We start from the raw sequence: 18,148 nt of genomic DNA on the forward strand, positions 1-18,148 counted from the left end.
CAGTTTCATCATAATTGAATGATTAAAAAGGAACATACGCGCTTTATAGCTCGTATGAACTCTATAACTTCTATTGAATTAAATTTTCAAGTATTTATATCTACAGTTCAGACTTATTTAGTAATGGATGGGCTAAAAAACATTTATCCATCGAACTGAGCTGTATTTTCCGATGAGCAGGCAATAAAAGTGTGATATTCTATCATCTCAAAAAAGCGACTAATCTGAGTTGACGTTACTTACGCTTTTAGTTACCGCTCAACATCAACTTTCCTTTCAGTTGGAACCAAACAGCTCTTGTATAGGCATTTCAATTCTTCTATTCATCTGAGTGGTCAAAACGGAACTGATATAGTGACCACTCAGAGGACAGAGAATACGTTTAGTTAAACTCAAATCAATACCAGCCATAAGTTTATGAGTCCGGCTTGTCTTCCCAAACCAATTCGCCTTGATTCGCGTCCCTTTCATTCAACCGCACCAATGCCATGCCGCCTTTTTTGAAGGCATAAGAATTACCGGTCAGTTCCTTTATCCAGATTCCTTGTATGGGTTTATGGCCGACACAAACAATGCGGGTATTTGGCTCTGCTGCTTTTACGTCTTCCATCAAAGCTTTGAAGTCACCTTTAACGATAAACTCTTTTTCTTCGGCGTCTGGCCAATTCATCTGTTCGCTTAAGATTTCTGTTGTTTGCTTCGCACGCTCCATCGGACTCGTCCAAACGCTAACTGCCTTATCCGATTCCAGCTCTTTTTTAACGGATGAAACAAAGGAACGAAATTCTTTTTTTCCTTTTTCTGTAAGCTGTCGGTTCGCATCACTTGTACCCGCTGATCTGTCTTCAGCCTTTCCATGTCGGACGAATAGTATCTCTTTAGTCATTTTAATATCCCTTTCTATTCGTGTAATAACAACTAATTTTTACATGTAACCACGTACTAAACCTTGTGTAATCTATAGTCTGACTGGTTTAGAAAAAGCTCCGTCCCATAATTAAAATGAGCAGAGCCAAATGTTAATCAGTAACCAGTGATTTATCGAAACAGATATAGCCGGTAATGTTTTTGGCAGCGTCTTTTGGATCTTCATACGACCAGGCACCGTTTTCTTTACGCTCTTCGCCTGTATCGATATGATAGTAAGTCGCCTCACCTTTCCACGGACACGTATATTCCTTGTCACTTTCTTTTAAATAGTCTGTTTTGACATCTTCTCTCGGGAAATAGTGATTATCCTCAACGACTTCTGTATTACTACTTTCTGCCAGTACTGTATCATTTAAAATGGCTTTCATGTTGATTCCTCCCTTTCTTAACTTACACTTATTATAAGGCACACTATCACTTCATTTAAAGTTTTAACACTTTTGACCCCAATTCTCATTACACCGAAGCCTTATCTGATTATACTAGTTGCATCATTCAACTTTATTCACTACAATGAGACTAATTAAAGCATTGATAAATCTATTGATATCATTTTAGAAGGGAGTAAAATTATGGCTCACTCGTTGAAGTCTTTATTTGTATTGAATATTATTTCTATAGTGGCAAGTCTTGTTTATTTCTTTGTGCCCGGCCCAAGTATTTACGCGAACGTTTATGGCTTGATCTTGATCCTAACTCTGACTAGTAACATACTGGCCGCTACTTTTATAAAGCAAAAAAAGAAGTGGCGCTTCTCTTATCTTCTTCTGTCAAGTTTCGGATTACTTATTGTCATGGGCTTAAATACCGTCACTTCTCTGGATCCAGCCAATCACTCTTCCCAAAGTATTTTATCGATCGCTATCATGGTTTTACTCTTGATTATCGGTGCGAGGTTGACAAGTAAGTCTTTCAGTAGCCAAAACAAAACAGACAACATTGAGCAGGCTTTAAAAACATACAGAAAAACGAGGATCGCCCTACTGCTATTGCTCTCTTTTTTAATGCTTGTTGGTGGATTACTCGCATTGATCATGTTGACGAACATTCCTGTCAGTTTGATAGAAGCCGGTTTATCTCCTTACAGCTTGTTTTATAGTCTGATTTTTCTCAGCATTTCCGGCATGTCATTGAACCTCATAAACGTTAAAAAGCATTCGATCATCACGTACTCCTTAGGTGCATTTGGCGTAGTATTATACATACTCTTTGCTCTGCCCTTTCTGTCTATCCCCTCCATGTTAAACGAAGCAGAAGAAAACTACACCGAAGCTTTTGGAAACGAATGGAAGTCTTTTGATGATAATATAACTGAGTTTAGAGATGTTCCTGTATCAATCCCGGCTTTTTTCTTTGGATCTCCGTCTGACGACTATTCACTCGAAGAAGATGTTCTGTTTTATGAAGGCACTGAAGGAATAGATGACGGGCTGAAACTCAGATTTGATGCCTATACACCTCAGGAAAAGGCAGAAGAATTACCTGGAGAGGGATCTGTCCTTATCCGTATCCATGGAGGTGGATGGAGTACGGGTGATAAAGGAGCTTTCAACTTTTCACAAATCAATAAATACTTCGCCTCACAAGGATACATTGTATTCGATGTCCAGTATGGCTTGGAAAAACGTGGTCAGTCCGCCCTGTTTTTATCAGGACCTGATGAGGTTTATGGCACATTTTCTATAGATGATATGGTAAGACATTTAAGCATTTTTACGACGTATCTAGCAGAAAATAAAGAAGATTACGGTGCTGACATCGATTCCGTCTTCATCTCAGGCGGTTCAGCCGGCGGACACTTGGCAAGTGCCTTGGCCCTGGCTCAAGCAAGCGGTGACTACACAGACCTTATCGATCCACGGATCAGCGTCCAGGGCCTCATCCCCTATTACCCAGCCAATGATCTCTCGCATCACCGGGACATCAGCGGCACAGACGAACTGGTCGATCCAAAGCAGCTGGTCGATTCGAACAGTCCGCCTGTTCTTCTCTTTCAAGGCGACCGGGACGGTTTCGTTGACCCGCAGATCGCCAAAGAGTTCAAGCAGGCTTACCTTGAAGAAGACAACGAAGCCTTCGCCATACTCTGGATGCCTTACGGTGCCCATGCGAGTGATATTTATTTCCCGGGCTTCTATAACCAGACCTTCATCTATTATATGGAACGCTTTATGTACCAGTTTAAGTAAGACGATTTAATCAGCCGCAAATTACAATGCGAAAAGGAACACGTGCAGCGTGCAAAGGTCATCCCTTGCCAGGCTGCACGTGTTTTTCTGTGCGTATAATATACTTCGTTCCTATGCCTCCTTGACTCTGACCCAGATCTCGTTTCGTTTGAACGGCGGCAGCGTAAATGGTCCGTTGTAAGACGCCAGCATGAAAGATGATGCTTTGATCCGGCCCTTGTCCGCTACCCACTTGTCCAGCCGCTTCTTCATGCTTTGCTCTTTCGTCTGGCTTCGGTTGCCAGAAAAACGAACGACTGTAAACAGCCCTTCTTCAAACCGTTCCACTTTAAGATTGGGATCTTTCGGCTGCGGCACCCGGTCCCAGTAAGCCTTGGGCACGACGAACGCCATCTTCCGGTTCTCCTCTGTCTCTTCCTGGATCACCGGCACCGTCATCGCGATCTTTTCATTCGCTTCGTTCTCGCTGGAGATGTACTTGAACAAGGTCCGAAAGCCCCGGTCGACATTCGGATCCTTGCGGTTATCATAGGCTACGATGTAAAATTGCCTGTACTTCCGCAGCTCAAAGTCACTCTCTTTCTCCAGTATCTCATAGTCAGGGGTCTCATATTTACTCATGTCATCACTCCGTTCGGTTAAGTGATCATCAATGGTTTACACTGCCAGTTTACCACAGCAGCAGTCTCGAGCCACGTGAAGACGCACTAAGGCGGCTTGGGGAATGCTGGACAAAGTAGATCAGTCCGGGACTTGCTTCGGACTAGTCGTTGCCTTCAAACCAAAGTTTTCCCGAACCGCCATCACTGCGCTGGTTAAGGTTTCTTGACCTGTTCTATTCCAGTTTTCTTTACAAGTGAGGCACGGTTTACCGCCCACTTGTAAAGATTCGTCTTTTTCTTAATAAGTGAGGCAGAATATCTCGGTCACTTGTACCGATTAGGCTTTTTCGTTACAAGTGAAGGCAAATTGGTCAGTCACTTATAACGATTACGACCCAAAAACCAGTTGAATCAAAAACGTTTAAAGACTCTTGAGATCCTCTACCCAAGAAAGCGGAGTATTCGGCTTTTTTAAAGCTTTTCCCTCTCCTATTCCCTCTTTTTGCTTCGTATGCGTTCAAGGGTGTCTTTGATGTTCTGAGTCGTCGCTTCGTTTGCAGGCTCATCACTGGCTTTATGATCTGAAGAGGTCCATAGCGGCAAGGATTCCTGCTTGACTGGTCCAGAAGTGCCTCTTTGTTTCTGACGTTTAAAAGCTACATCATAAGCTACAAGGTCGGCCAGGGTCTTGACGTGCTTGCGCTTGAAGTCCAAGAGGATCGCATGCAAATACCGATAGTTCTTCCCGTTCTGTTGCGTCCGCTCGATCGCTTCAAGAATAACGGGTGCCTTAAATACCCCTAGCCAGTCGTTTAACTGACGTTTCACTTCATGGGTCGGGGTTTCGATCTTTCTTGAATAACTGTCTAAGATAGTCACATCATCGTCATCGGTCTTTGGTGCTTCTTTTTCAATTTCGCCTGATGATTTACTATCTTTTTCTCTACTTTCCTTTACTATACTTTGTGTAGTTAATGTTGACATTAATTCGGCTGAGTCCAAAGGTGCCTCTTCTAAAGGGGTTTCGGCAAGGCTTTCAGGAAAAAGGGAGACGACAGACAAGTTGGTGTACTTTTCAGAATCTTGTTCTGTCAGCAGGAAATACTCTTTCACAGCGCTCACGTTTTTACGACGGCTCACTGCTTCAAAGTAACGCTTCTGGATGCCGCGACTCGTCAGTATGCCGTAGTCATCGAACAAGGACTGACTGAATAGGCCCCACCGCAATCCTGCATCAACGATCGCAGAAACAAGTGACACCTCCACCCCGATTTTTCGACTGAACAACTTCAATTCCTTCTCTCCCCAGTGGTACATATACCCTTCCGCATAGATCTTCATCAACAGTTTGATCGTCACCGCAAAGCCTTCCAGGCCAAAATCCGATTCGATCAAAGCGATCTTGTCATCTTGATCGATCGATACATCCAGTGGAAAATAAGTCAAGCCAGTCTGTAGTGGTCGCGCCATGTTAAACACTCTCTTTTCTTTTAGTTATTTTGAGCATAGTCTTTCACCTATTAATAACGAAATGAAAGTGGGAAGTGTTACCGATAAATGGACATTTCTTTAAAAAGTTTCTATTATTTGTCTGTCAATAAAAAAAGAACTTCCGGTATGCTGGAAGTTCTAACGCTTACGCTATCTTTTTTTTAACAGACGTACATTTAAGCAAAACGATAATAAAAGTTTAAAACGATCAGCAGCATACTCATTATTGCCCATATGACGGCCCCTCTGATCCACCAAATGATGGATCTTTCTTTCTTTTTATTTTCCTCGTCTTCACTCTTTTTCTGAATGTGTGCCAGCTTTATTTCCATACCCTTTTTCATGAAAAACAAAACTAGAAATCCGATAACTATGAAACTGATCGTAACCCAGAGCAATAAGTCCATCTATGGCAGCCCCCTTTTAGGTGTAGGAGTTATGTTGTGTAGTCAAATCATATATTAACCTAAGTGTATCACAAACAACTGTCGAAACTAAGCAAACTCACTGCTAATAATATAATCGTTCCAAGCCTCTAGTCCCGCCCTCTTTTCTTTTGATCAAACAGAAAAAACGATGAAGAGCACAGGTTTTATCCTCGTGGTCTCCATCGTTTATCGTTCAATGATTCAAAGCGTAAGACTTTTAAGCAAATGTCAGCCGACAGTATCCGTTGCGACGTTGTCTGGGATAAGGTGATCGTTCAAGAGATCAGATTCCGGTGACAGGTCGTTCTTCTGCACCTTGCCGCTTCTCCAAAACACACCGATGATTCCTAGTGTGAGTATAACAGACAATACATACGTGAGTGTGCCAAGACCTAGTCCAAACCCGATAGGCTGGCTGAAGATATAAACCACCACAGCGTAAAGCATAAAGGTTGCCGGGATCAAGGTGACGAAGTAGTTCTTGCCTTTCAAGTACAGATAGCGCGTAGCCACGAGCAGAGAGATCACTGCGGTTACTTGATTAGCCCAGTTGAAATATCTCCAAAGCAAGTTGAAGTCGATCTGAGTCAAGCCGAATGAAACGACATATAAGGGGATCGTCAGCATCAAGATTTTTTTCAACGTATCTTGTTTGATGTGCACATAATCAGCTAAAATCGTGCGCAAGCTTCTGAACGCTGATAAGCCGGATGATAAAGGCAGAACGATGACACCGAAGATGGCCACGGTTCCCAGGACATTACCCAACAGAAGGATCGATACCTGATTGACGACGACACTAGGCGTACCGGATGCAATCATCTGGCTCAATGTCTGTCCGTCGAATAAGGACATGGCCGCAGCTGCCCAGATCATGGCGATCACACCTTCTGCGATCATCATACCGTAGAACGTAAAGCGTCCTTCTCTTTCATTCGTACTTGTTCGTGAAACCATGGGTGACTGCGTGGCATGGAAGCCTGAGATCGCTCCACAGGAAATCGTGAAGAACATGATAGGGAAAACCGGTGTGCCGTCAGGATGCCAGTTGGTCAACGAACCGGCTGTTAAGTTCGGTATGCTATGGTCCCCGATCAGCAGGCTCGACCCGATAGCGATCGTACTGATGATCAAGATGGCGCCAAATAACGGGTACACTTTGCCTAAAGCCTTGTCGATAGGTAAGATCGTTGAAATGATGTAATAAATAAAGATCAGCCCGGTGATCATGCCGACCGTCATCCAGCTCGGCGTGAAACTTTTGATCAAGCTGGCCGGCGACGTGACGAAAACCGTCCCGACGAGAAGTAAAAGCAGCATCGTAAAGATATTGACCACATGCTTGACCGGCTTACCGAGATATTTACTGGCCAGTTCGGGCAAATGCGCACCGTTGTTTCTCAGTGAGATCATACCGATCATATAATCGTGCACAGCGCCGGCAAAGATGGCACCGAAAATGATCCAGATATAAGCGACCGGACCATATAAAGCCCCCATGATCGGTCCAAAGATCGGCCCAGTTCCTGCGATATTCAGTAATTGTATAATAGCATTCTTCCATTTCGGCATCGGGACAAAATCATATCCGTCCCTCAATGTATCTGCCGGTGTGGGCCGGTCTGTTTCGATCGTAAAATTCTTCTCTATATAACGTCCATAAGTAAAATAGCCTAAAACTAAGAGCGCGATGCCCCCAAGTAAAGTCAACATAATTTTTTCCTCCTTATAAAATGTAAACGTTTTATTTGTATCTATAGTTTACTAAAGGAAGAGCTTATTTAGGGGGGTTGTCGCTGAAATACCGGGAAAGGACGATGAGTTGCAGTATATGCCTGTCAGTGACAATTAAAGGCCAAGTTTTTTACGGAACACTTTGATATACGACCGACTGACCGGTACTTTCTGCCCGGACGTCATCGTGACCTGATAGGTCGTGTTGAACCAGGGTTCGATCTCACGGATCTTATCCAGGTTGATGATGTACGACCGATGCACTCGCATAAACGCATGGTGCGCCGTCTTTTCTTCCCAATACAGCAAGGTCTCTGTACTTTCATAGGTTTTTGATCCGGTCTGTATCACCGTTTTCCCCTGGACGGCTTCGATGACTTCGATGCTGTTGATTTTCAGGATATGGATCTTGTCATCCGCGCTCACAGGTACAGTATCTAAAGGTGCAGCTGGCATGGGTGTCGATTTAAGCTGATCGATCGCCTTATCGAGAGACTGCTGGACGCGCTTTTCTTCAAAGGGCTTCAAGATATAATCCGTGGCATTCTTTTCAAAGGCTTGGATGGCATAATGATCATAAGCCGTCGCAAAAACGATCACAGGCGGATTAGGGATCCCCATGAGCATGTCAGCCAGGTCCATCCCGCTTTCATCAGATAAGTGGATGTCCAAATAAGCAATGGCGATATCATTGGACAATAACAGCTTCGTTGCTTCAGCGATCGAATCGGCCTCCAGGACGTCACTCACGCGTTCATCTTTCTTCAATAAATGACTCAGCTCTGCGCGCGCCAAGTATTCATCTTCCACGATCAATAGTTTCATTGTATCCTCCTTTTTTAGGGATCCGACTCCAGACACGTGTCCCGGCGTCACTCGTTTCGATATGAAGTTTTGCCTCATTCCCGAATAAACTGACGAGACGCTTGTTGAGGTTTTCAATCGCTGACCCCGTACCGGACTCTGACTGGATCGACTGATTCCCGATCTCTTCTAAAATATCTTCTCTGACTCCTACCCCATTATCCTGCACTTCTACAAGAAGGTCGTCAGCCTCTGTGGTGATTTTGATGATCACCTCATTATCGGTTTTTCTCCCTTTAAACCCATGCTTCACCGCATTTTCAACTAATATTTGCAGCATAAATGGCGGAAGGTATTCTTTTAAGGCCGTGTCGTCGATGTCTCTAAGCACTGTAAAGCGATCAGGGAAGCGTGCCTGTTCGATACTCAAGTAGGCATCGACCTGTTCGAGCTCTTTTATGATCGAGATCAGATTCGTTCGTGCCCCCTGGAGATTGGAACGGAAAAAGGCGCTCAAGTTAAAGAGAAGGGTCCTCGCCTGTTCACTGTCGATCCGGATCAAGGCAGAAATGGTATTCAACGCATTAAAGAAGAAGTGTGGATTGACCTGCGCTTGAAGTGACTTGATCTCGGCATCCTGGAGCAGGCGTTTCTGCATATCCAGTTCACCGTATTCCAGTTGTCTAGAAAAAAGCTTGCCTAAACCTTCAGCCAGTTGTCTTTGGACGAAGGTCAGTTCTTCCTGATTGGTAAAGTAAAACTTCAAGATCCCGCATATGTCGTTTCTGACCGTCAGCGGGACAACGATGGCGGCGACCAAAGGGCATCCGTCGACATGGCAGCCGATTTGCTTCCTGGTGTGGGCGAGCGTCACTTCCCCTGAGGCAATGACCTCTTTTGACAGGTCAGTCAAGATGAAGTGCGGGGGTTTGTGATGATCGCTGGCTGCCCCAACGTGTGCGACAATTTTTTCGGTATCCGTGATGCTCACCGCGGAGACTTTCATCGTTTTCTTGATGATCTGTGCGGCTTTGGTCGCCGATTCTTCGGTGAGCCCCGACCGGAAGTAAGGCAGCGTCGCCTCGGCTAGATCGAGGACCGCGTGCGTTTGAACGGCACGTGTCTCTTGTTCGATCTTCTTGAAGGATTGAATGATCGACAAGAACAGCGCCATCCCTATACTGTTCGTCAGGATCATGGGAGGCGCAATGAACTGGACCAGGCCCCAAGCCGCTTCCGTGTTTGAACTGAGCAGTAAAATGGATATCATCTGGACTAATTCAGTCACGCCGCCGATGATGACCCCATCCAAGGGTTTGGGGAATGTCTTCTTCGCAATAAACCGGTTCCCGTAAAAACCGGAAAGCAACCCGATCAAAATGGATGAGATAAAGTAAATATGTGGATCATTCCCGCCCTGGAGGTAACGCGTGACACCTGAGACGACCCCCACAGCCATTCCGACTGGGGTCCCACCGATCAAGCCTGAGACCCCAATCGTCAAGACGCGTGTATTGGCCAGGGACGAGGTCGGATCAAGCGGATTGAACAGCTGGGAAATGATCTGCTGGTCTGCACTTATCTCTACCCCTGTGAAGTTTGAGATAAAGGCAAACACACTGAAAATAATGATAAGCAGGAATTTTTTATTCAGCTTCTCCCGCTGCAGGAGAACATCTTTGAAGAACGGAATACTAAGCAAGATGTAGGCCAAGACTATAACCAAACCCACACGTTCCAGTAACAATATAAACAAGGCACCCAACATGATCATCCTTTATACTTTTTAATAAAGTATAACACATTTAAAAAGACTCGACCGTTTGTTTTTCAGTCGAGTCTTTAATAGTAAACCTATAAAATTAGCGTGCGTTCATCTTCTGGTCTTTATCCATACAACATTTTTTATATTTCTTGCCGCTGCCGCAGTGGCAAGGATCGTTGCGTCCTAATTTTTTAGTCAGTACTTGATTGCCAGCAGATGCATTACCAGCAGCACTGTACCCCAAATCTTTTAACTCTTGATTCGTATGCCCTTTATTTGTCCATAGTCTTACATTATCCTGAAGCTTCCTGACTAATCGCTTGACTTTATCTCGCTGCTTTTTGTTATTAAATTCTACACCAAGATTATCTAAAGTTGACATGACTGTTCCAAAACTAGCATTGACTTCAATCATTCCTTCTGCATCTTCACAGACGGCTTCCGCTCGTTCTTCATTACCATCCACGTGATATTTTAAAACATGATCATACAGTTTTTTGTATGCTTCAGACTTATAGAAGTAAAACTGATCCATATACTTCATTAACTCATCTTTTTCAGGAATGTACCGCGGTTTACCTGCTTGCTTAGACAAGGTCTCATCCAAATCATCATATACGAGAATTGTTTCATGAACGAAATAGTTGCCTTCTTTATAAGCAAAGTGCTTTTCTATTTCTTGAACCGATGCATCGAAAAAGTCTTCAACTTCTTGAGAAGTGATCTGCTCGTCCTTTTGTTCATTATAGATTTCAGCAACCACATCTTTATGTACCACACCATAAAGATGGGTCAAAGTTACAATATATTTTGAAAGTAAATTCATGTATTTCCTCCAGTCAGTCTTTTAGAAAATCTTTCCATCTAATCGAGCCAATTTCATATTTATCGTTTATAGTACTTAATAAAGCAAAGTTTTCCAGAACAAGAACACCAGAATATAAAAAGGAACCCCTCCATATGGCACATTTAGGTTGTCTAAAAAAGACAAGTACTCCAGGAGGGATTCCCTAAGTTTATTATACAACATCCGACCTTGTTTGACATTAATTTTTTAAAAAAATTGATTTTGAACAGAGATCAAAAAACAGCCAATTTGAAATTGTATGTGTGTTTCACTTATTCAAAAGGTCATTTAGCAAATATATATATGATGTTATTTTTTAAATAACTAGATATCTTCTCTACCCATAAACGAAAATACATATTCCCTGCACTCATCAAGTAGTGATATTGGAGCAGATTCTACAATTTTAAACGTTTTTCTTTTTAAGTCAACATAGCGGAGGTGATCTGTAAGAATAACTCCAGTAGTTGTCATTCCATCGCTCAGATTTACTTCAAATGGATAGCCTTTCTTTTGGTTGGTAATCGGTGCGACGATACTTAAACCAAGGTCTTCATTAAATCTAGAGTCTGAAAGAACTATGCACGGTCAAAATTCGCTGTGTTGGTTACCTTTAGTTGGCGAAAGATTTAACATAATAATTTCGCCTTCATTAGAAAAGCTTACCATTTCTCTCTATCTACTTCTTCACCCCAGTCAGTCATGTCATGTCTATTTTCATCCGTCACTTGACTGAGTAGTTCGTCTAAGGATAGTTTCTGCTTTTCTGGTTCAACCACCAATTTACCATTCACAAGTTCTATCGATACGTTAGTTTTATTTTTAATGTGCAAATCATCTGCCATCTCTTTTGGAATACGTATTGCTATACTGTTTCCCCATTTTTGAGCTTGTTTATAAACTTTTTTACTAACTGTAGCCATAACTGTGCCCTCCTCGTATTTTATACCGTGATTTTACCATTGTTTATACAGCGTGGCTACATTGGCGATCAGTATAAGCGAAAGATGACCTTCAAGGGATAAGTATTGTCTCCTTGAAGGTCATCTGCAATTTAAAACGGCAACTCTAAATCTTCATTATCTTCATCACTGCTCAACTCATTTTCTTCCAGCATCCCTTGTTCTCTGGCTTCTTCCATAGTTATGCCATAAGGCGCACCGCCGCTGGTATAGCCAGCGATGAAATAATAGTTTTCTCCGTAAATTACGTCTTCAAAATTTTCTTCTTCAGATTTCTTCATTTTTTCCTCGCTTTTTAAAACGTCATTAAATCAAGTCCAGTTTGAACCGTTCTTTAACAGTATCCTCTGCATCATTCACATTCTCCATAACAAAGTAATGCGTATCAAGTGAGCTGTAAGATTCATTGAGTAGAACGAACTTTTCTGTATAGACACGTTCGTCACTTGCTTTATTTTCTCTATCCGCAATGAGTGTCAACTCATTGGAGATTTTTCTGCCCTTGTTATCTTCAAAATAGAGGTTCAGTCGCTTCTCTTTCTTCTGTTCTGACACCGGCTCTGTCTGCAGGAAGGATAACCAGACGATATTGTTTGTGATTGTCCGTGTCTGACTGATCAGTGAGACATCGACTTCCGGTATTTCGTTTCGGCTGCGGTCTGTCTTGATTCGGAGTAAAGGGACCATCATTTCCTGTGGCAGATGTCCCCCATGACTATATTGATAGCCGCCTCCTTTTAAGGCAAACCGGTTCATGCCTCTCGGTACGGTGATGTAACCATTACTATCTAAGCGTTCTGACAGTGTAAAGCTGAGTCCGCTGTAATGATCCTCTTCTTTTTCAGATAATATAAAACGCTTGTTTTTTACCCAAGCCTCTAAATTATTATTAACCGAAACTTTATCACTGCTTGAAATAGCAGATCGTGTATATAGGTAGCCGTGATCGGCAGTGACTAAAAAGGCGCCGACACTGACTTCATTCGTTAAACGATGCATCAATTGGTTCAATTCTCTAATTGAATCCCTCGTTGCTTTAAATACATCGTTCTCCGTTGGCAAGTGATCCCCTATGGCATCCACTTTGTTATGATAAACGTATACCAGCTTCTTGCCAGCCATCTTCTCCCTTAACTGGTCCTTAGTCATTTGATCAATGTCTGTTGCTTTTAGTGCAAGGGCTTCAGGATGGCCATTCTTTTTCAATATAGCCTCACGGTTAGCGAGTCCTATCGTTTTCATCTCATCGACTAAGACAGTACCATCTGTTTGAAATTCTAGTGAGTGATGTGGGAGCAGACTTGCCATACCAACCGAAGTAATAGAAGGCAGTTCTGTTTGCAACCAGTCGATTTCTCCGTTGAACCGCTTCTCTTTTGTCAACTCCTGATACAGCTCTTTACCAGCCTCATAGCGTAAGCCATCCGAGATAATAACAACGATACGCCTGTCATGAGCAATGTAAGGCTTCACTTCATTATCAAAGAAGTTAGCCTGCAGTTTGTTTGAATCAAAGGTGTGGGTGTTTTTGAAGTACAGATCCCACTTTTTTGTAAAGTCATTCAGATACTGATTGACGTAAAGTCTTTCCATCTGATCTTTTACCGGTCTGACTGTCTCTTTTTGGTCTGACTCGAGGTCATCATAGTATTCCGTCATTTTACGGTAAGCAGTATCCACATGATAGCCTTGATCACTGTAATACTGCCAAAGTTTACGGGGCTCTGCCATACCCCGCCAGTCGGCTTCAAAGATTTCTGTATAATGGTTCAATTGAATGGCCCATTTCAAGAAGGTATAACTGTTTTGAAAGTGGTCGAACCAGATGGTGTTACGTCGTTTAGCTAGGAGCGGCAACAGTCGGTCACTGTCACTGACGTGCATTTGAATTGATTGCACAAATCGGTCGATGAGTTCTTGGTCGAACCATTTAAATGTCTCGCACTCAGCCAACGTTTCACTTGGAAGATCATGTAAGAGATCATCAAAGTCCCAAGCACTTTCAACAACTGTGGAGACAAAGTAAAAGGCTGATTCTTTGTTTTTCGTATTCATCCACTGATTGATGAAGATCACGATCGGATTACTTTTCTCAAGCATGTACGGTTTAAGTTCTTTTGGCATAGACTGACCAAGTTCCGTCCCTAAATAGGTGAGAAAGACTTGATGCATGAGTTCGTTGACGGATAAGCTGCCATTCATGCTCGCATCTTTATTGTAGCCTAATAACTGGTCGACCATAGTCCAGAACCGTTTTTCGTCTCCGAATTTAACGAGCTGGTCCCACTTACTGTTTTCTTTGGATGCCGCTTCTTCAAAGAGTTCGATCAAGACAGCCATCCATGTAGCAGCTGGCGCCTTAGTCAACGCAGCAAAGACAGCATAGTCGACGACTACTGCTGAGTGATAAGGACTTTCATTATATAGACGCTTGAACTGGCTGATCCGGTTTTTGGCCCTAAAAAAGACAGGGTATTCTTTGATGACCACTGTGACCTCTTCATTGTCTGGATCGATACCTAGAGTCAGATACAACTGGCTTAAGGCATCAACTTTCAGTTCTTCACTGTAAAGTAGAACATCTAAGAGTGGATTTTCTTCCATTCGAGGTCTCTCCATAGCAAAATACAAAAAGAGATGAGCGTCCTTTAACTCCTTCTCAATCAGATAGTTAGTTTGAAAAAAGTTGTGAGTGGTGACTGTTAAAAGTTCTACAGCATCAGTTTCTTCTGCCCACGTTTTGATTGTGTCAGCATAAGCTTCTTCTGGATCGAACAAGTATAAGATTTTCCGTTTTTCCACATCTTTTAATGGTGTAGCATAAAAGGTATCGATACGAGAAAGTAACTCTTCAGCCAAGTGAACACCTCCTGTTATATTTTTTCAAAGACATTTTGTTTTTTGGGTTTAGTCGATGTATCATCTGTCACTTCAATATCTTGGAATAGTTGATAGTTTTCTTTTACACCATCATCCAAGTCTAGGTCGATTTGCTGTCTGGCGACGTGTTCGATGACTTGGTCATACTTGGCGAGTTCTGCCCTGTCTTTTGTGTACTCATCGATCGTCTTTTGTGCCCGAGCTTTTTGCGTGGCTGAACTGGACTCATCCGCTATAACTTGTTGTTCATGACTAATCAGATTATCCAATACTGCGGCCTGATGCAAGATATATTCGGTACGGAGCTGAGCGACAGTATATTTGTGATAGCGGTGGAGATACATGAGGCCTTTGAATGCGCCACGTTTCCCACTCGTGAACTGCCAGTATATTGGACGCTTCTGATAGGTCTTCAAATGATCTTTATAAAACTCTTTCATGAAATAGCGCCGTATGCGGTCTCTAGCACTTTCATTGCTTTTCATTTTTAAAGCTTCTGCAATAAAACGCAGGTTCTCTTCAAGTGTCTCTTTTCCGTAAATTAAACTGACCAGCTCTTCTATCTTATTCATAATGTCATCTTCAAAGTACTGATCTTCAGTCAGTGGAATGATGTTGGTGTCATCTGGTTTATAAGAAGTGTATTGGCTCTCATCCCACTCTCCACCAGCATAGGCCAAGCCTTTTTTATCAAGTGAATAGCGTCCAAACATGACGCCGACTAAATAGGATAAGAAACTCTTAACATCTCGGTCCAGTTTTGCTTTATTCACTGTCACATCTTTTTCTGCCACTTCAGGAGTCAGTTCATCTTGAAGTCCATAGATGTCAATAAAAATGCGGTTCAGTTCTTCCTCATTCTCTTTTAGCTGATAGAAGCGTTCCTCAGCAATCTCTTTCCAGTTGTTAAAGCTGTCTTCCATTAAGGATGTATCTTCTTTGTGAGTTAAGAAAGGATGTTGCTCGAAGTCCCAGGACGTTTCGAAAGAATCCCAGTCTAATTTAGACTTTTTAATATTCGATTTAATCATATTTTCATTAATATTTAAATCTATATAAGGCTGATTACTAACAACTCCACTATTAAAATGTAAAGTACTCATAGAGAATGTAGTTAGATAATTAAAAACTTTAGAATTTAAATAAGCTAAAATTTTAAACTTATACTGATTATCTGTGAAGTAAGAAGGTGAACTAGTATCAAAAATAAAACCTTTATCACCGTATCTAGCACTGAAATTCCCTGAAGATACATCTGACCATGAAATTGATTCTTTAAAATAAAATTTTATATTTTGAGGTCTAGATCTCAATCTACCTGTTGCGTCCTTAAAATGTTTTATTTTATGGCCCTCATTCTCCCAATCAACTACATATTCAATATTCCCGTACCATTTTCTAAAAGGACCCCCTTTTCTATGAGGATACCATTTGTATTGGTTAATATAGTCACTGAAATCTATTTGATTATTTATAGCCATCTTATTTTTATTTATTTCATACCACATTCTTAGAAATTTATTGTTGTCTCCAGTTTGTAAACCGACTACAGCATCACCTATTTCGCTTAGTTTGATTCCTTTCCTAAAAATTTCGAGGACACTGTTGCTTGCCCAATAAGCTATTGGACTTCCGGGTATTTTGCTGAAGTTGCTTGAATCAGTTTCGTATCTAAAAGAAGAAGTTTTATCTGTTTTCGCTTCTAAAAACTTTTCTTCCTGTACATCCATTCCGCCAGTGAAGTCAGTTAGACGTAGATATGTTCCTTTATCTTCTGAAAATTCATTTTTTAATACAAATGTACACAATGGCACAGTCGCATCTTTGTATGCAGAGTATTCTAAGTGAACTAAACTTGCAATGGACTTGTTCTTAACTATATAATTTCTTAACTTCTCATATGAAGATATAAACATCCATACCATGGGTGTCATTAGGCCTGTATAGCCATGCTCTTTAGTAAACAGAGTACATCGATAAATAAATACAGAGAATAAATCTTTCTTATAATCTTTATAATGTTTATTGATGAAGTCCTTTAAATTTTTATTGAAGTTATTCATGTATGGAGGATTAGTGACTACAATATCATATGTCTTACTCAATAATTTATATTGATCGATCAACTCTTCAATTAGAGGAAAGACGTATTCAATTAATTCAGTCGTAAAGATATCAATCTCTGTTTTGTTTTTAATTGCTTCCATTTGTTCTTCAATTAATGATATATCAATCTCTGGCATTTGAAGGATGGATCCATATAGTTTTGCATCATTAAATACACTTACTAATAATTCTGTAGCGGTTTTTACATCGGCATTTCCATCCGCAAGTAGTTCCACATATTCATTTTTAATCGTATTACTTTCTTCAATACTATGGATATGAACCTGATAGTCTCGACTGAACAATCGTCGGTCATATTCTCTGGCTTTCATAGTTAAAGCAAATGTGGCTAATTGTGCTGCACGTTTATCTATATCAAGACCAAATAGATTATTGTTTAAAATCAGTTTAGGGATCTCTCGCTCTCTATATCCTCGTGAGAGATATAATTTATAATATACATCGAAAGCATAAACTAAGATATGTCCAGAACCACAACTGGGGTCTAAAAAGGTCAGCTGTTCAATGTCGACCGCTGGTTTATCACCAAGGTTATTATCATCTGACTTCAAATAATAATCTAAAGAACTTTCAATATCTTGATCCGGATATCGTTCTAACCAGTATTTTCCTAAAGAATTATCAACCATATATTTCACTATCCATTTAGGTGTAAATAGTTGGGTAGCTACTGGTATATCTTTTTTACCTGCCTTTTTCCCTCTATTAGAGAAAAATGATTCTTTCTGGTCAGCAATGTAATATTGATACAACCAGCCAACGATTTCAACTTCAGTCCAATCTTGTTCGTCAACCATTGAAACGATATCTCGAATGATGCTGTTCTCGTTAAGCAAGTTATCTGGAAGAAGTAGTGCCAAGTCATCGGTGATTGGATCAAAGACATTAGGTAGTACATCTCCAAGTTTGATGCTTTGTTTAATTAATAAGTATTGATAAAGCTCATTTAGCTGACTGTCTTCCTTCATCTGATAAACACGCTCGCGGTTCAGATCAAGGTCATCCACGAGTGATAAAATCTCTGTCAAAGCATCAGGTTCGCGTTTGTCTGAATTTTTTGAAGATAAAATACGCATATTAATGGGTAAAAAATCATTGACTTCCATGTAGCGCATGGCAACGAAGCGGTTAAACCACGTGTAAGCCGCTTCGTCCATGACTGTTTCGTAGCCTTCCATTAAGATACGGTTTTTCAAATGATTGTATTGCTTCTGTTCGCGTTCGCCCATAACCGTACCATTGATAATGAGCCCGTCACTCAATTCTTGTAAAGGTTTGATCTCATCTTTGGTGATACCAAAGGAGTAAGCTTTTTGCCTTACAGCATCTTCTATTTTCTTGCGAGCCGTTGCTGCAAACTTTCGTAGTTGTGTCTTATTCAAAGTCAGT

At 41.5% G+C, this 18,148-nt stretch carries 16 protein-coding genes; 1 reads left to right on the forward strand and 15 read right to left on the reverse strand.

The window, feature by feature from the left end; translation table 11 throughout:
* Positions 1-276 precede the first annotated feature (276 nt).
* From AKA01nite_RS09425 to AKA01nite_RS04110, 3 genes are all read right to left on the reverse strand, one after another.
* Positions 277-411 carry a hypothetical protein gene (locus tag AKA01nite_RS09425; RefSeq protein WP_281282438.1) on the reverse strand — a complete coding sequence of 45 codons (135 nt, stop codon included), beginning with the start codon at positions 409-411 and terminating at the stop codon, positions 277-279.
* A gap of 4 nt (positions 412-415) precedes the next feature.
* Positions 416-886, reverse strand: coding sequence for a SixA phosphatase family protein (locus AKA01nite_RS04105; protein WP_146924048.1), 471 nt, complete (start codon positions 884-886; stop codon positions 416-418).
* Between the two features lie 133 nt (positions 887-1,019).
* Positions 1,020-1,298: a DUF427 domain-containing protein gene (locus AKA01nite_RS04110; protein WP_146924049.1), complete on the reverse strand. Its 279-nt coding sequence runs from the start codon at positions 1,296-1,298 to the stop codon at positions 1,020-1,022.
* Positions 1,299-1,502: 204 nt separating this feature from the next.
* Between AKA01nite_RS04110 and AKA01nite_RS04115 the strand changes: the two genes are divergently transcribed.
* A complete protein-coding gene (locus AKA01nite_RS04115; protein ID WP_146924050.1) occupies positions 1,503-3,119 on the forward strand; it encodes an alpha/beta hydrolase in 1,617 nt (538 codons plus the stop codon).
* 111 nt (positions 3,120-3,230) lie between these two features.
* Here the strand turns inward: AKA01nite_RS04115 and AKA01nite_RS04120 are convergent, their stop codons facing one another.
* The 12 genes from AKA01nite_RS04120 to pglX all read right to left on the reverse strand — a co-directional run bounded on the left by AKA01nite_RS04120 (position 3,231) and on the right by pglX (position 18,141).
* Positions 3,231-3,740, reverse strand: a complete 510-nt coding sequence (locus tag AKA01nite_RS04120; protein WP_146924051.1) for an SOUL family heme-binding protein — start codon at positions 3,738-3,740, stop codon at positions 3,231-3,233.
* 470 nt (positions 3,741-4,210) lie between these two features.
* Positions 4,211-5,191 (reverse strand): Lin1244/Lin1753 domain-containing protein, encoded by a 981-nt coding sequence (locus tag AKA01nite_RS04125; protein ID WP_146924052.1) that lies wholly within the window; start codon positions 5,189-5,191, stop codon positions 4,211-4,213.
* Between the two features lie 197 nt (positions 5,192-5,388).
* The gene (locus AKA01nite_RS04130) at positions 5,389-5,619 is read right to left on the reverse strand and encodes a hypothetical protein (protein WP_146924053.1); all 231 of its coding nucleotides are present in this window, start codon (positions 5,617-5,619) and stop codon (positions 5,389-5,391) included.
* A 249-nt stretch (positions 5,620-5,868) separates the two neighbouring features.
* Entirely contained in the window at positions 5,869-7,353 is a 1,485-nt protein-coding gene (locus AKA01nite_RS04135) for a carbon starvation CstA family protein (RefSeq protein WP_146924054.1), read from the reverse strand.
* Positions 7,354-7,488: 135 nt separating this feature from the next.
* Positions 7,489-8,199, reverse strand: coding sequence for a LytR/AlgR family response regulator transcription factor (locus AKA01nite_RS04140; protein ID WP_146924055.1), 711 nt, complete (start codon positions 8,197-8,199; stop codon positions 7,489-7,491).
* Entirely contained in the window at positions 8,174-9,943 is a 1,770-nt protein-coding gene (locus AKA01nite_RS04145; RefSeq protein ID WP_222592478.1) for a sensor histidine kinase, read from the reverse strand. The genes AKA01nite_RS04140 and AKA01nite_RS04145 overlap by 26 nt, the downstream gene beginning before the upstream one ends.
* 97 nt (positions 9,944-10,040) lie before the next feature.
* A complete protein-coding gene (locus AKA01nite_RS04150; RefSeq protein WP_146924056.1) occupies positions 10,041-10,769 on the reverse strand; it encodes a YecA family protein in 729 nt (242 codons plus the stop codon).
* Positions 10,770-11,114: 345 nt separating this feature from the next.
* Positions 11,115-11,372 (reverse strand): type II toxin-antitoxin system PemK/MazF family toxin, encoded by a 258-nt coding sequence (locus tag AKA01nite_RS09460; RefSeq protein WP_146924071.1) that lies wholly within the window; start codon positions 11,370-11,372, stop codon positions 11,115-11,117.
* 80 nt (positions 11,373-11,452) lie between these two features.
* A complete protein-coding gene (locus AKA01nite_RS04160; protein ID WP_146924057.1) occupies positions 11,453-11,713 on the reverse strand; it encodes an AbrB/MazE/SpoVT family DNA-binding domain-containing protein in 261 nt (86 codons plus the stop codon).
* Positions 11,714-11,844: 131 nt separating this feature from the next.
* Positions 11,845-12,033 (reverse strand): hypothetical protein, encoded by a 189-nt coding sequence (locus AKA01nite_RS04165; protein ID WP_146924058.1) that lies wholly within the window; start codon positions 12,031-12,033, stop codon positions 11,845-11,847.
* Positions 12,034-12,058: 25 nt separating this feature from the next.
* Positions 12,059-14,611, reverse strand: coding sequence for a BREX-1 system phosphatase PglZ type A (pglZ, locus tag AKA01nite_RS04170; protein WP_186805087.1), 2,553 nt, complete (start codon positions 14,609-14,611; stop codon positions 12,059-12,061).
* A 14-nt stretch (positions 14,612-14,625) separates the two neighbouring features.
* Positions 14,626-18,141 carry a BREX-1 system adenine-specific DNA-methyltransferase PglX gene (pglX, locus tag AKA01nite_RS04175; protein ID WP_186805088.1) on the reverse strand — a complete coding sequence of 1,172 codons (3,516 nt, stop codon included), beginning with the start codon at positions 18,139-18,141 and terminating at the stop codon, positions 14,626-14,628.
* Positions 18,142-18,148: the final 7 nt, after the last annotated feature.

It is taken from the genome of Alkalibacterium kapii (assembly GCF_007988865.1).
In the GTDB taxonomy this organism is placed as follows: domain Bacteria; phylum Bacillota; class Bacilli; order Lactobacillales; family Carnobacteriaceae_A; genus Alkalibacterium; species Alkalibacterium kapii.

What these genes read in the sequence shown, in the direction of transcription:
- AKA01nite_RS09425 (WP_281282438.1), bottom strand. Translation starts at nt 411, where the DNA reads ATGGCTGGTATTGATTTGAGTTTAACTAAACGTATTCTCTGTCCTCTG.
- AKA01nite_RS04105 (WP_146924048.1), bottom strand. Translation starts at nt 886, where the DNA reads ATGACTAAAGAGATACTATTCGTCCGACATGGAAAGGCTGAAGACAGA.
- AKA01nite_RS04110 (WP_146924049.1), bottom strand. Translation starts at nt 1,298, where the DNA reads ATGAAAGCCATTTTAAATGATACAGTACTGGCAGAAAGTAGTAATACA.
- AKA01nite_RS04115 (WP_146924050.1), top strand. Translation starts at nt 1,503, where the DNA reads ATGGCTCACTCGTTGAAGTCTTTATTTGTATTGAATATTATTTCTATA.
- AKA01nite_RS04120 (WP_146924051.1), bottom strand. Translation starts at nt 3,740, where the DNA reads ATGAGTAAATATGAGACCCCTGACTATGAGATACTGGAGAAAGAGAGT.
- AKA01nite_RS04125 (WP_146924052.1), bottom strand. Translation starts at nt 5,191, where the DNA reads ATGGCGCGACCACTACAGACTGGCTTGACTTATTTTCCACTGGATGTA.
- AKA01nite_RS04130 (WP_146924053.1), bottom strand. Translation starts at nt 5,619, where the DNA reads ATGGACTTATTGCTCTGGGTTACGATCAGTTTCATAGTTATCGGATTT.
- AKA01nite_RS04135 (WP_146924054.1), bottom strand. Translation starts at nt 7,353, where the DNA reads ATGTTGACTTTACTTGGGGGCATCGCGCTCTTAGTTTTAGGCTATTTT.
- AKA01nite_RS04140 (WP_146924055.1), bottom strand. Translation starts at nt 8,199, where the DNA reads ATGAAACTATTGATCGTGGAAGATGAATACTTGGCGCGCGCAGAGCTG.
- AKA01nite_RS04150 (WP_146924056.1), bottom strand. Translation starts at nt 10,769, where the DNA reads ATGAATTTACTTTCAAAATATATTGTAACTTTGACCCATCTTTATGGT.
- AKA01nite_RS04160 (WP_146924057.1), bottom strand. Translation starts at nt 11,713, where the DNA reads ATGGCTACAGTTAGTAAAAAAGTTTATAAACAAGCTCAAAAATGGGGA.
- AKA01nite_RS04165 (WP_146924058.1), bottom strand. Translation starts at nt 12,033, where the DNA reads ATGAAGAAATCTGAAGAAGAAAATTTTGAAGACGTAATTTACGGAGAA.